Genomic DNA, 12,087 nt, shown 5'->3' with positions numbered 1-12,087 from the left:
CTCAGCCCCCTGCGATAACCTGAAACAGCAGGATGTGATCGCCGTCCTGCACAAGATGGTTTTCCCACTGCTCGCGCGGCAGGATCTGTTGATTAACGGCCAGCGCAACACCCGGCTTGAGCTGATTGAGTTGCTCAAGCAGGGTCGCGACGGAAAGCCCGGCGACGCAGTTCATCGATTCGTCATTGAAGCGTATCTGCATGTCGCCCTCCACAAACCGGACACTGGCGGGAAGCGTGCAGCGCCAGCGTGCGCCAAAGATTGGTGCGCGCGTCGAACAGGCGCAACTCGCCGCTGGTGGTGTGCAGGCCATTCAGCAATTTGATGGCTTCCAGCGCTTGCATGGCGCCCATAATGCCGACCACCGGGCCGACAATGCCGGCGGTGCGGCAGTTACGTTCTGGCTCGCTGTCGTCCGGCCATAAACAGCGGTAGCAGCCCTGTTGCCAGGGCGGCGTCAGCACCATCAACTGGCCGCCAAAACCGACCGCGCTGGCGGTGATAAGCGGTGTCTCCAGCGCCACGCAGGCGGCGTTGATCGCCTGGCGCGTCAGCATGTTGTCGCTACAGTCGAGCACCACATCGGCCCGCTGAACTTGCTGGTGCAGCGTATCGCCGCTTAAGCGCTGCTGGAGCGTAATCAGCTCGATATCCGGGTTTAATCTGTGCAGGCGCTGCGCGGTGACCTGGGTTTTCGGCTGGTTGATATCGTCAGTGGTAAATAAAATCTGCCGCTGCAAGTTGCTCAGGTGTACGGCGTCGTCATCTGCCAGTACCAGCGTGCCGATCCCTGCGCCAGCAAGGTAGACCGCCGCCGGTGCGCCAAGGCCACCGAGGCCGATAATTAATACCCGGCTGGCGAGCAGTTTTTGCTGGCCGGTAACCGCGATATCCTCCAGCAGGATCTGGCGGCTGTAGCGCATAAAATCGCGATCATTCATTGCCCACCCCCGCCAGTTGCAGCAACTGATGAGTTGCCTGTTGCCAGTCATCCGCCTGGGTAATGGCGCTGACCACCGCAATGCTGCCCACGCCGGTTGCTAATACCTCCGGCGCACGCGCAAGGCTGATACCGCCAATAGCAACGGTTGGATAATCGTCCAGCCGCGCAATATGACGCGCCAGTTGTTCCAGCCCCTGCGGGGCAGAAGGCATCTGTTTGGTTTGCGTAGGAAAGACATGCCCCAGCGCGATGTAAGAGGGGCGCGCCGCCAGCGCAACGTCGATTTCCATATCGTCATGCGTGGAGACGCCAAGGCGCAAACCCGCCGAGCGAATGGCGCTTAAATCTGTCGTTTCCAGATCTTCCTGACCAAGATGCACACCGTAAGCCTGGTGTTTGATCGCCAGTCGCCAGTAGTCGTTAATAAACAGCCGTGCGTTAACGCGGCGACCAAGCGCGATGGCCGCCACTACATCCGCTTCAACCTCTTCGTCGCGCTTATCCTTAATGCGCAGTTGCAAGGTGCGCACGCCCGCTTCCAGTAAACGGGCAATCCATTCAACGCTGTCGACCACCGGGTAAAGCCCAAGACGCAAGGGCACCGGCGGAAAATCGGGCTGATACATCAGACTTCCTCCTTTTTCAGGTAGATCTCGCCGCCGCGCGCGCGGAAGTCGCTGGATTTATCCGCCATGCCGACTTCAATCGCCTGGGCTGCCGCGTAGTCACGCACCTCTTGCGAGATTTTCATCGAACAGAATTTCGGCCCGCACATGGAACAGAAGTGTGCCACTTTGCCCGACTCCTGCGGCAGCGTTTCATCGTGGTAGGCGCGAGCGGTAAACGGGTCGAGCGCGAGGTTGAATTGATCTTCCCAACGGAACTCAAAACGCGCTTTCGACATGGCGTTGTCGCGGATCTGCGCGCCAGGGTGGCCTTTGGCCAGATCGGCGGCGTGAGCAGCGATCTTGTAGGTGATGAGCCCCTGTTTGACGTCCTCTTTGTTCGGCAGGCCAAGGTGCTCCTTCGGCGTGACATAGCAAAGCATCGCGCAGCCAAACCAGCCAATCATCGCCGCGCCAATACCGGAGGTGAAGTGGTCATAACCCGGCGCGATATCGGTGGTTAGCGGCCCCAGCGTGTAGAACGGCGCTTCGTGGCAGTGCTCTAACTCTTCAGTCATGTTGCGGCGGATCATCTGCATCGGCACATGCCCCGGCCCTTCAATCATTACCTGGACGTCATACTCCCAGGCGATTTTGGTCAGTTCGCCAAGCGTGTGTAGCTCGGCAAACTGCGCTTCGTCGTTCGCGTCCTGAATGGAGCCTGGGCGCAGACCATCGCCAAGCGACAGCGAGACGTCATAGGCGGCGCAGATTTCGCAGATCTCGCGAAAGTGGGTGTAGAGGAAGTTTTCCTGATGATGGGAGAGGCACCATTTCGCCATAATCGAGCCGCCGCGCGAGACTATTCCGGTCAGGCGCTGCGCGGTCATCGGCACATAGCGCAGCAGCACACCCGCGTGGATGGTGAAGTAATCCACCCCTTGCTCCGCCTGCTCCAGCAGCGTGTCACGAAATGCTTCCCAGGTAAGATCTTCGGCGATCCCGTTGACCTTCTCCAGCGCCTGGTAGATCGGCACTGTACCGATCGGTACCGGGCTGTTACGCAGGATCCATTCGCGGGTTTCGTGGATATAACGCCCGGTGGATAAATCCATTACCGTGTCCGCTCCCCAGCGCGTCGACCAGACCAGTTTTTCCACCTCCTCTTCGATCGAGGAAGTGACCGCCGAGTTGCCGATATTGGCGTTTACCTTCACCAGGAAGTTGCGACCAATGATCATCGGCTCCGATTCCGGGTGGTTAATATTGGCCGGGATAATCGCCCGCCCGGCGGCGACTTCATCGCGCACGAATTCCGGCGTGATGTTTTCCGGCAGCCGCGCGCCAAAACCTTCGCCCGGATGCTGCCTGCGCAACGCTTCGCTGCGAATACGCTCGCGACCCATGTTTTCGCGAATGGCGATAAATTCCATCTCCGGCGTGACAATGCCTTTGCGCGCATAGTGCAGTTGCGTGACGCGCTGGCCGGGTTTTGCGCGGCGCGGCGTCAGTAAACCGCTAAAACGTAGTTCGTCGAGGCCATCATCGGCCAGCCGTTCATTGGTATAGGCAGAGCTGCGCTGTTCCAGCGTTTCGCTGTCATCACGAGCGGCAATCCACGGTGCGCGCAGTTTCGCCAGACCTTGCTGGACATTAATCGCAATATCCGGATCGCCATACGGACCCGAGGTGTCGTACACCGGCACAGCTTCGTTCTCTTCAAACAGCGGGTGTTCTTTTGTGCCGCCGGTAAGCGTTGGGCTCAGCTGGATTTCGCGCATCGGAATGCGGATATCAGGTTGCGAACCGGTGATGTAGATGCGGCGTGAGTTGGGGAAAGCGGTTCCTTCCAGCGTGTCGATGAAGTGTTGCGCCTGGGCGCGTTGTTCACGGCGTGTAAGTTTTGCAGACATAGCTCATTCCAGAATGTAAAGGATATGGCTTGTCAGACGACGGATGGAGTAATGGCAGCAAACCGCCCGTGAGGGTGGTTGACGTGAATGGATTACTCTTGTTCCCTTCGCAGGTTTTAACCTGATCAGGTTCCGCGGATCCCGAATTAACGGTCTCAGCCTTTTACACTTCATCTTTCGCACGGTGTCTGTGTTGACTGCGTTTGCTCACCCCAGTCACTTACTTAATGTAAGCTCCCGGGGATTCACGAACTTGCCGTCTCGACGCATCGCGAATGATGTTGTGGAAATATAGGCACTCCGACAAGAAAAACCCGTCCGAAGACGGGGACTGCTTTTTAAATTACGCGTTAATGTTTAAGAACTCAAGCCGGTCGCGCGACACCGCTTTCGTCGTTGGCACTCTCTTTGATGTTGTTATCAAAGGCCAGCACGATTAACTTGTCTTCGAGGGTAAAGCGGGCGGCCAGCGCTTCGCCGATATCGGAGAGCGCTTGCTGGAACTCCAGACAGTTATCGTCATCAATGGCGTTTTCCAGGCTGGAGTCGTAATAGTTCATGATTTCTACTGTATTCGCTTCAAGCATTGGGTAAAGCTGCGTCGCCGCTAAAAGTGGGCTGCTCCCTTCCAATTCGCTGATGATGCGTTCATAAATATTGAAGTGGCCTGCGGAAAGGTATTCCACCAGGTTGTGGCAAAAATCGTCCAGCGCTTTTTCGTTAAGCTGCATGTAGGATCCTTTGCCAGGTTTAATGCCAACCAGATTGTAATAAGAAACAAGCAGTTGCTTACGTGCTTGCAGCCAATGGTCGACAAGTTTGTTACTTCCTCCAACGCGCTCTGTCAGGCTTTCTAACTGGTTTAGCATAAATGGCTCCGCAAATATGTAAGATCAAAACGATGTAATAATAATGTTAATAACATGCCAGTAAAGCGAAGGTAGTGCACCAAATGGTACGTATTATTGAAGCACACGATCAGGGCTGGTGGATCGTCAGCCATGAACAAAAATTATGGATGCCCGGCGGGGAATTACCACACGGCAAGGCAGGAAATTTCGATCTTGTGGGGCAGAGCGCGCTTCACATTGGCGAGTGGCAGGGCGAAGCGGTATGGATGATCCGCCAGAATCGTCGCCAGGATATGGGATCCGTACGCCTGCTTATCGATCAAGATGTGGGGCTGTTTCAACTCGCGGGTCGCGGCGTACAACTGGCTGAATTTTACCGTTCACACCAGTTTTGTGGTTACTGCGGGCACACCATGCACCCCAGTAAAACCGAGTGGGCAATGCTATGCGATCACTGCCGCGAGCGCTATTACCCGCAAATCGCTCCTTGCATCATTGTCGCCATTCGTCGTGATGACAGCATTTTGCTGGCGCAGCACACACGCCATCGCAATGGCATTTACACGGTGCTTGCCGGTTTCGTCGAAGTGGGCGAAACCCTTGAACAAGCGGTGGCGCGTGAAGTGATGGAAGAGAGCGGCATCAAAGTGAAGAATTTGCGCTATGTCACTTCGCAACCGTGGCCGTTCCCGCAATCGCTGATGACCGCATTTATGGCGGAATACGACAGCGGCGAAATCCACATTGACCCAAAAGAGTTGCTGGATGCGGGCTGGTATCGCTATGACAATTTGCCGCTGTTGCCGCCTCCGGGTACGGTGGCGCGCCGCCTCATCGAGGATACGGTGGCGATGTGTCGGGCAGACGATGAATAAGGTGTATATACTGGCGGCCTGACGCTTGAGGAACTGACAATGACCGAACTGAAAAACGATCGTTACCTGCGCGCGCTTCAGCGCCAGCCAGTAGATATGACCCCGGTGTGGATGATGCGCCAGGCAGGCCGTTATTTACCGGAATATAAAGCGACCCGCGCGCAAGCAGGCGATTTTATGTCGCTGTGCAAAAACGCCGATCTGGCTTGCGAAGTGACGTTACAGCCGTTGCGCCGCTACCCGCTTGATGCGGCTATTCTTTTCTCCGACATCCTTACCGTGCCGGATGCGATGGGGCTGGGGCTTTATTTCGAAGCCGGTGAAGGGCCGCGTTTTACCTCGCCCATCACCTGCAAGGCGGACGTTGATAAGCTGCCGGTGCCAGACCCGGAAAACGAGCTGGGATACGTGATGAACGCCGTGCGCACCATTCGCCGTGAACTGAAAGGTGAAGTGCCGCTGATCGGCTTTTCCGGTAGCCCGTGGACACTGGCGACCTATATGGTGGAAGGTGGCAGCAGTAAAGCCTTTACCCTGATTAAAAAGATGATGTACGCCGAACCGCATACGTTGCATGCGCTGCTGGATAAGCTGGCGCAGAGCGTCACGTTGTACCTCAACGCGCAGATCCGCGCGGGCGCGCAGTCAGTGATGATTTTCGATACCTGGGGCGGTGTGCTGACCGGGCGCGATTATCAGCAATTTTCGCTCTATTACATGCATAAAATTGTTGATGGCTTGCTGCGTGAAAACGAGGGCCGCCGCGTACCAGTGACGTTATTCACCAAAGGAGGTGGGCAGTGGCTGGAAGCGATGGCAGAAACAGGCTGTGATGCGTTGGGCCTCGACTGGACAACCGATATTGCCGATGCGCGCCGTCGCGTTGGTCATAAAGTTGCGCTGCAAGGCAATATGGACCCGTCTATGCTTTACGCGCCGCCTGCGCGCATTGAAGAAGAGGTCGCGACGATTCTCGCGGGCTTCGGCAAAGGCGAAGGTCATGTGTTTAACCTCGGTCACGGCATCCATCAGGATGTCCCGCCGGAACATGCAGGAGTATTTGTCGAGGCGGTGCACCGTCTTTCGGCCTCCTGGCATCAGTAAGGAGAGAGTATGGATCTCGCGTCACTACGCGCACAACAACTTGAACTGGCTTCTTCGGTGATCCGTGAGGATCGTCTGGATAAAGATCCGCCCACATTGATCGGCGGGGCCGATGTCGGTTTTGAGCTGGGTGGAGAAGTGACGCGAGCGGCAATGGTGCTGCTTTCCTGGCCTTCGCTGGAGCTAGTTGAGTATCAGGTGGCGCGTATCGCCACCACTATGCCTTATATCCCCGGTTTCCTCTCGTTTCGTGAATACCCGGCGCTGCTGGCGGCGTGGGAGCAGCTGTCGCAAAAACCCGATTTGCTGTTTGTCGATGGTCACGGGATTTCCCATCCGCGCCGTCTCGGCGTTGCCAGCCATTTTGGTTTGCTGGTCGATGTACCCACTATCGGCGTGGCGAAAAAGCGGCTGTGCGGCAAGTTCGAGCCGCTGGCGGACGAGCCGGGTGCGCTCTCGCCGTTGATAGATAAAGGCGAAAAGCTCGCCTGGGTGTGGCGCAGCAAGGCGCGCTGCAATCCGTTGTTTGTCACCACCGGGCATCGCGTCAGCCAGGATAGCGCGCTCGCGTGGGTGCAGCGCTGCATGAAAGGCTACCGGTTACCGGAACCGACGCGCTGGGCAGACGCTGTGGCATCCGGACGGCCTGCGTTTACGCGTTGGCAGGCAATTCAGCGCGATATCAGGTAAACTGCCGCGCATTACCGATTTTGAGAAACGATCATGTTACAAAACCCAATTCACCTGCGTCTGGAAAAGCTGGAAAGCTGGCAGCACGTCGTCTTTATGGCTTGCCTGTGCGAGCGTATGTACCCCAATTACGCCATGTTCTGCCAGCAGACGGAGTTTGGCGACGCGCAGCTTTACCGCCGGATCCTTGACCTGGTGTGGGAAACGCAGATCGTCAAAGACGCGAAAGTGAATTTCGACAGCCAGCTGGAGAAACTGGAAGAGGCGATTCCGGCGGCGGACGACTACGATCTGTACGGCGTTTATCCGGCCATTGATGCTTGCGTGGCACTCAGTGAACTGATTCATTCGCGCCTGAGCGGTGAAACACTGGAGCATGCTATCGAGGTCAGTAAAACATCGATCACCACTGTTGCGATGCTGGAAATGACCCAGCAAGGTCGTGAAATGACCGACGAAGAGCTGCGGGAAAACCCGGCTGTTGAGCAAGAATGGGATATTCAGTGGGAGATTTTCCGCCTTCTGGCTGCCTGCGAAGAACGCGATATTGAGCTGATTAAAGGGCTGCGCGCAGACCTGCGCGAGGTCGGCGAGAGCAATATCGGTATAAATTTGCAGCAATGAGACAATAAAACGTGATTTAACGCCTGTTTTGTCGTGCCTGAAGGCTTCCCTTAATACCCCCGTCTGGTCTACATTTGGGGGGCGAAAATAAGTGGCTATCGGTGCGTGTATGCAGGAGAGTGCTTTTGAGGCATTTCCGTCGCACTCGATGCTTAGCAAGCGATAAACACATTGAAAGGATAACTTATGAACAAGACTCAACTGATTGATGTAATTGCAGACAAGGCTGATCTGTCTAAAGCGCAAGCGAAAGCTGCACTGGAATCCACCCTGGCTGCCGTTACTGAGTCTCTGAAAGCAGGTGATGCGGTACAACTGGTTGGTTTCGGTACCTTCAAAGTGAACCACCGCGCTGAGCGTACTGGCCGCAACCCGCAGACCGGTAAAGAAATCAAAATCGCCGCAGCTAACGTGCCGGCATTTGTTTCTGGTAAAGCACTGAAAGACGCAGTTAAGTAAGACCGCGTGGCAGTGAACAGTTTTGTCGAAGGGGCGGTTTCGCCCCTTTTGTCATTCTGGCGTCGCTCGCTGTTGTTAGCGGGCGCAGCGCTGTTGCTGACAGCCTGTAGCCATGATTCCTCCTTACCGGCTTTTACCGCCAGCGGATTTGCCGGCGATCAGGGCGCGGTGCGGGTCTGGCGTAAAGATTCAGACGGTGAGACGCACTTGCTCGCCGCGTTTAGCCCGTGGCACCACGGGAACACATCGCTTAGCGAATACCGCTGGCAGGGCGATACGTTAACCCTCATTGAACTCAATGTTTACGGTAAACCGCCGGAGCATATTCGCGTCCGTTTTGACGATCGCGGCGAGCTGAGCTTTATGCAGCGTGAAGTCGACGGGCAGAAACAGCAGCTTTCCAGCGATCAGGTCGCTCTGTATCGCTACCGGGCAGAGCAGATCCGCCAGACCAGTGACGCGCTGCGTCAGGGGCGGGTGATCCTGCGTCAGGGGCGCTGGCAGGCCAATCATACGGTACAGACCTGCGAAGGGCAGACCGTGAAGCCCGATCTGGATGATTACGCCTTAAACCGTATTGAGCAGCGTCAGAACCGCTCTGCGGTTGCGGTAAGCGTCGCATGGCTGGAAGCGCCGGAAGGTGCGCAGCTATTGCTGGTGGCGAATGCGGATTTCTGCCGCTGGCAGCCGACGGAAAAGAATTTCTGAAAACCCTCTCCCCGATGGAGAGAGGGTGAAAGGGCGGGAGTTACTTGCCTTGCTCGCGCGCAATTGCGCGGTAACCAATATCCCGGCGGCTGAAGCTGCCATCCCAGTGAATATCCGTCATTAAGGCATATGCACGCTGCTGCGCTTCGGCGACGGTGTTACCCAGCGCGGTGACGCACAGTACGCGCCCGCCGTTGGTCAGCACCTGGTCATCGGCGGATAGTTTGGTGCCTGCGTGGAACACTTTACCGTCTGCCACTTCTTCCAGCGGTAAACCGTGGATCACATCGCCATTGCGGTAGTTGCCCGGATAACCACCTGCTGCAACCACAACGCCCAGCGATGCGCGGTTATCCCACTGTGAAGTTTTCTCATCCAGCTTGCCTTCACACGCGGCCAGGCACAGCTCCACCAGGTCAGACTGCATGCGTAACATAATTGGCTGAGTTTCCGGGTCGCCAAAGCGGCAGTTGAACTCGATAACTTTCGGGTTGCCCTGCTTATCAATCATCAGTCCGGCATACAGGAAACCGGTGTAGGTGTTCCCTTCCGCCGCCATGCCGCGCACGGTTGGCCATATGACGCGTTCCATGGTGCGCTGATGCACTTCATCCGTCACCACTGGCGCAGGTGAGTAAGCGCCCATACCGCCGGTATTCGGGCCGGTATCGCCATCACCGACGCGTTTGTGATCCTGGCTGGTGGCCATTGGCAGAACGTGTTCGCCATCGACCATCACGATAAAGCTGGCTTCTTCGCCATCGAGAAACTCTTCAATCACGATGCGGTGGCCCGCGTCGCCAAACGCATTACCGGCCAGCATATCGTGAACCGCTGCTTCGGCTTCTGCCAGCGTCATGGCGACGATCACGCCTTTGCCTGCGGCCAGACCATCGGCCTTGATCACGATAGGTGCACCTTTCTCACGCAGGTAAGCCAGCGCAGGCTCGATGTCGGTAAAATTCTGGTACTCGGCGGTCGGGATATTGTGGCGCGCGAGGAAGTCTTTGGTGAATGCTTTGGAGCCTTCCAGCTGCGCGGCACCCTGTGTTGGGCCAAAAATCTTCAGACCGGCCGCGCGAAACGCGTCGACAACGCCAATCACCAGCGGTGCTTCCGGGCCAACGATGGTCAGATCGATCTTCTCGTTCTGCGCAAAGCTCAGCAGCGCCGGGATGTCGGTTGCGCCAATCGCGACGTTTTGCAGCGTCGGTTCCAGTGCCGTACCGGCGTTACCCGGTGCGACAAAAACGGTATCAACCAGCGGCGACTGTGCGGCTTTCCATGCCAGCGCGTGTTCGCGCCCGCCGTTGCCAATTACTAATACTTTCATTGTCTGCTCCGTGGATTAATGGCGGAAGTGACGCATGTCGGTGAAGATCATCGCAATGCCGTGCTCGTCGGCGGCGGCAATGACTTCGTCATCGCGGATGGAGCCGCCAGGCTGAATAACACAGGTCACGCCAACAGCGGCAGCGGCATCAATACCATCGCGGAACGGGAAAAATGCGTCGGAAGCCATGGCCGAACCTTTCACTTCCAGCCCTTCATCACCGGCTTTGATGCCGGCGATCTTCGCTGAGTAGACGCGGCTCATCTGGCCTGCGCCAATGCCGATGGTCATGTTCTCTTTCGCATAGACAATAGCGTTAGATTTGACGAATTTCGCCACTTTCCAGCAGAACAGCGCATCACGCAGCTCCTGCTCGGTCGGTTGGCGTTTACTGACGACGCGCAGTTCGCTTGCGCTTACCATGCCGAGATCTCTGTCCTGAACCAGCAGGCCGCCATTCACGCGTTTAAAATCAAGGCCTGGCACACGCTGTGCCCACTCACCACAGGTCAGTACGCGCACATTCTGTTTTGCCGCCGTGATTTTCAGCGCTTCTTCGCTCGCGGACGGCGCGATAATCACTTCAACAAACTGGCGAGAGATGATGGCCTGTGCGGTTTCAGCGTCCAGCTCGCGGTTAAAAGCAATAATGCCGCCGAATGCGGAGGTCGGATCGGTTTTATAAGCGCGATCGTAAGCCTCCAGAATTGAACCGCTAACCGCGACGCCGCAAGGATTGACGTGTTTCACAATCACACACGCGGGTTCACTGAACTCTTTCACGCACTCCAGCGCCGCATCGGTATCGGCAATATTGTTATAGGAGAGCGCTTTGCCTTGCAGCTGCTGCGCGGTGGCAACGGAGGCTTCTTTGATCTCTTCTTCTATATAGAAGGCGGCTTGCTGGTGGCTGTTTTCGCCATAGCGCATATCCTGCTTCTTAATGAAGTTCAGATTCAGGGTACGCGGGAAGCGACCGGCGGGTTCTTTGCTTTCGCCATGATAGGCCGGAACCAGGCTGCCGAAGTAGTTGGCAATCATGCTGTCGTACGCAGCGGTGTGTTCAAACGCTTTAATCGCCAGGTCGAAACGGGTGGCAAGCAGAAGTGAACCTTCGTTGGCATCCATTTCATTAATAATGGCGGTGTAATCGCTGCTCTTTACAACGATAGCGACATCTTTATGGTTTTTCGCGGCGGAGCGAACCATGGTTGGACCGCCGATATCAATATTCTCTACCGCATCTTCCAGTGAGCAACCTTCACGTGCGACGGTCTCGGCGAAGGGATAAAGGTTAACGACCACCATGTCGATCGGCGCGATCGCGTGTTGCGCCATGATCGCGTCATCCTGCCCACGACGACCCAGAATGCCGCCGTGGACTTTCGGATGCAGGGTTTTCACACGTCCATCCATCATTTCCGGAAAACCGGTGTAGTCGGAAACTTCGGTCACTGGCAGACCTTTTTCCGCCAGCAGACGCGCGGTGCCGCCGGTAGAGAGCAGTTCTACGCCACGCTGAGAGAGCGCCTGTGCGAATTCGACAATACCGGCCTTGTCAGAAACACTGAGCAAAGCGCGGCGGACTGGACGACGTTGTTGCATGGTAAATCCCCTGGATTTGTCTTTAACAGAGAGCGTTAGCTAAATATTAGGATCTTTATTGATCCTAAAACTTAGCTAATGCCCCAGCGAGGGCTCATGTTTTTTGCGCGGGCATTGTAACGAAAACGTTTGCGTAGCGCTCGCGAATTTTTGTACTTTTGCCGAATTGTGGATAAGTCTGTGCGTAAATGGGTATAAAGGCGGGTTTTGCTGTGGAATGCAGCAGTCAGTCATTTTTATGTCATTTTTCTATTGCGGGGGGCGGAGAACTCCCTATAATGCGCCTCCATCGACACGGCGGATGTGAATCACTTCACACAAACAGCTGGTTCGGTTGAAGAGAAAAAATCCTGAAAATCAGGGTTGACTCTGAAAGA

13 protein-coding genes and 1 riboswitch are annotated in these 12,087 nt (G+C 56.1%); of the genes, 6 read left to right on the top strand and 7 right to left on the bottom strand.

The window, feature by feature from the left end; translation table 11 throughout:
• Nucleotide 1: 1 nt before the first annotated feature.
• From thiS to ACFX4U_RS23545, 5 genes are all read right to left on the bottom strand, one after another.
• Complete coding sequence (gene thiS, locus ACFX4U_RS23565) at nt 2-202, bottom strand: sulfur carrier protein ThiS (RefSeq protein WP_017460019.1); 201 nt, start codon at nt 200-202, stop codon at nt 2-4.
• A complete protein-coding gene (locus tag ACFX4U_RS23560) occupies nt 183-941 on the bottom strand; it encodes a HesA/MoeB/ThiF family protein (protein ID WP_305737411.1) in 759 nt (252 codons plus the stop codon). Before ACFX4U_RS23560 ends, thiS begins: the two co-directional genes overlap by 20 nt.
• Nucleotides 934-1,569 carry a thiamine phosphate synthase gene (gene thiE / locus ACFX4U_RS23555; RefSeq protein ID WP_313510423.1) on the bottom strand — a complete coding sequence of 212 codons (636 nt, stop codon included), beginning with the start codon at nt 1,567-1,569 and terminating at the stop codon, nt 934-936. Before thiE ends, ACFX4U_RS23560 begins: the two co-directional genes overlap by 8 nt.
• Nucleotides 1,569-3,461, bottom strand: a complete 1,893-nt coding sequence (gene thiC / locus ACFX4U_RS23550; RefSeq protein WP_200553591.1) for a phosphomethylpyrimidine synthase ThiC — start codon at nt 3,459-3,461, stop codon at nt 1,569-1,571. The genes thiE and thiC overlap by 1 nt, the downstream gene beginning before the upstream one ends.
• Before the next feature lie 85 nt (nt 3,462-3,546).
• A riboswitch (TPP riboswitch) is annotated at nt 3,547-3,712 on the bottom strand.
• A 114-nt stretch (nt 3,713-3,826) separates the two neighbouring features.
• The gene (locus ACFX4U_RS23545) at nt 3,827-4,330 is read right to left on the bottom strand and encodes an Rsd/AlgQ family anti-sigma factor (protein ID WP_020456067.1); all 504 of its coding nucleotides are present in this window, start codon (nt 4,328-4,330) and stop codon (nt 3,827-3,829) included.
• An 83-nt stretch (nt 4,331-4,413) separates the two neighbouring features.
• Here ACFX4U_RS23545 and nudC point away from each other — a divergent pair, with 83 nt between their 5' ends.
• From nudC to ACFX4U_RS23515, 6 genes are all read left to right on the top strand, one after another.
• On the top strand, nt 4,414-5,187 hold the full coding sequence (gene nudC, locus ACFX4U_RS23540; RefSeq protein ID WP_017460014.1) for an NAD(+) diphosphatase: 774 nt from the start codon (nt 4,414-4,416) through the stop codon (nt 5,185-5,187).
• A gap of 39 nt (nt 5,188-5,226) precedes the next feature.
• A complete protein-coding gene (gene hemE / locus ACFX4U_RS23535; protein ID WP_313510416.1) occupies nt 5,227-6,291 on the top strand; it encodes a uroporphyrinogen decarboxylase in 1,065 nt (354 codons plus the stop codon).
• 9 nt (nt 6,292-6,300) lie between these two features.
• The gene (gene nfi / locus ACFX4U_RS23530; protein ID WP_313510414.1) at nt 6,301-6,981 is read left to right on the top strand and encodes a deoxyribonuclease V; all 681 of its coding nucleotides are present in this window, start codon (nt 6,301-6,303) and stop codon (nt 6,979-6,981) included.
• 33 nt (nt 6,982-7,014) lie between these two features.
• Nucleotides 7,015-7,605 (top strand): YjaG family protein, encoded by a 591-nt coding sequence (locus ACFX4U_RS23525; RefSeq protein ID WP_020456071.1) that lies wholly within the window; start codon nt 7,015-7,017, stop codon nt 7,603-7,605.
• Nucleotides 7,606-7,791: 186 nt separating this feature from the next.
• Nucleotides 7,792-8,064, top strand: coding sequence for a nucleoid-associated protein HU-alpha (hupA, locus tag ACFX4U_RS23520; RefSeq protein ID WP_017460010.1), 273 nt, complete (start codon nt 7,792-7,794; stop codon nt 8,062-8,064).
• A 12-nt stretch (nt 8,065-8,076) separates the two neighbouring features.
• A complete protein-coding gene (locus ACFX4U_RS23515; RefSeq protein WP_313510441.1) occupies nt 8,077-8,772 on the top strand; it encodes a DUF1481 domain-containing protein in 696 nt (231 codons plus the stop codon).
• Between the two features lie 40 nt (nt 8,773-8,812).
• On the opposite strand, the gene purD is transcribed toward ACFX4U_RS23515, so the two are convergent.
• Together purD and purH are read right to left on the bottom strand one after the other, a co-directional pair.
• Nucleotides 8,813-10,105, bottom strand: a complete 1,293-nt coding sequence (purD, locus tag ACFX4U_RS23510; RefSeq protein WP_313510413.1) for a phosphoribosylamine--glycine ligase — start codon at nt 10,103-10,105, stop codon at nt 8,813-8,815.
• 15 nt (nt 10,106-10,120) lie between these two features.
• Entirely contained in the window at nt 10,121-11,710 is a 1,590-nt protein-coding gene (purH, locus tag ACFX4U_RS23505) for a bifunctional phosphoribosylaminoimidazolecarboxamide formyltransferase/IMP cyclohydrolase (protein ID WP_313510411.1), read from the bottom strand.
• Between the last annotated feature and the right edge of the window lie 377 nt (nt 11,711-12,087).

This window comes from Kosakonia sp. YIM B13588, assembly GCF_042788165.1.
In the GTDB taxonomy this organism is placed as follows: domain Bacteria; phylum Pseudomonadota; class Gammaproteobacteria; order Enterobacterales; family Enterobacteriaceae; genus Kosakonia; species Kosakonia sacchari.
This window is presented reverse-complemented; position numbering and strand designations above follow the sequence as displayed.

Bases quoted from the DNA above. Each gene is read 5' to 3' on its own strand.
- thiS (WP_017460019.1), bottom strand. From the start codon at position 202: ATGCAGATACGCTTCAATGACGAATCGATGAACTGCGTCGCCGGGCTT.
- ACFX4U_RS23560 (WP_305737411.1), bottom strand. From the start codon at position 941: ATGAATGATCGCGATTTTATGCGCTACAGCCGCCAGATCCTGCTGGAG.
- thiE (WP_313510423.1), bottom strand. From the start codon at position 1,569: ATGTATCAGCCCGATTTTCCGCCGGTGCCCTTGCGTCTTGGGCTTTAC.
- thiC (WP_200553591.1), bottom strand. From the start codon at position 3,461: ATGTCTGCAAAACTTACACGCCGTGAACAACGCGCCCAGGCGCAACAC.
- ACFX4U_RS23545 (WP_020456067.1), bottom strand. From the start codon at position 4,330: ATGCTAAACCAGTTAGAAAGCCTGACAGAGCGCGTTGGAGGAAGTAAC.
- nudC (WP_017460014.1), top strand. From the start codon at position 4,414: ATGGTACGTATTATTGAAGCACACGATCAGGGCTGGTGGATCGTCAGC.
- hemE (WP_313510416.1), top strand. From the start codon at position 5,227: ATGACCGAACTGAAAAACGATCGTTACCTGCGCGCGCTTCAGCGCCAG.
- nfi (WP_313510414.1), top strand. From the start codon at position 6,301: ATGGATCTCGCGTCACTACGCGCACAACAACTTGAACTGGCTTCTTCG.
- ACFX4U_RS23525 (WP_020456071.1), top strand. From the start codon at position 7,015: ATGTTACAAAACCCAATTCACCTGCGTCTGGAAAAGCTGGAAAGCTGG.
- hupA (WP_017460010.1), top strand. From the start codon at position 7,792: ATGAACAAGACTCAACTGATTGATGTAATTGCAGACAAGGCTGATCTG.
- purD (WP_313510413.1), bottom strand. From the start codon at position 10,105: ATGAAAGTATTAGTAATTGGCAACGGCGGGCGCGAACACGCGCTGGCA.
- purH (WP_313510411.1), bottom strand. From the start codon at position 11,710: ATGCAACAACGTCGTCCAGTCCGCCGCGCTTTGCTCAGTGTTTCTGAC.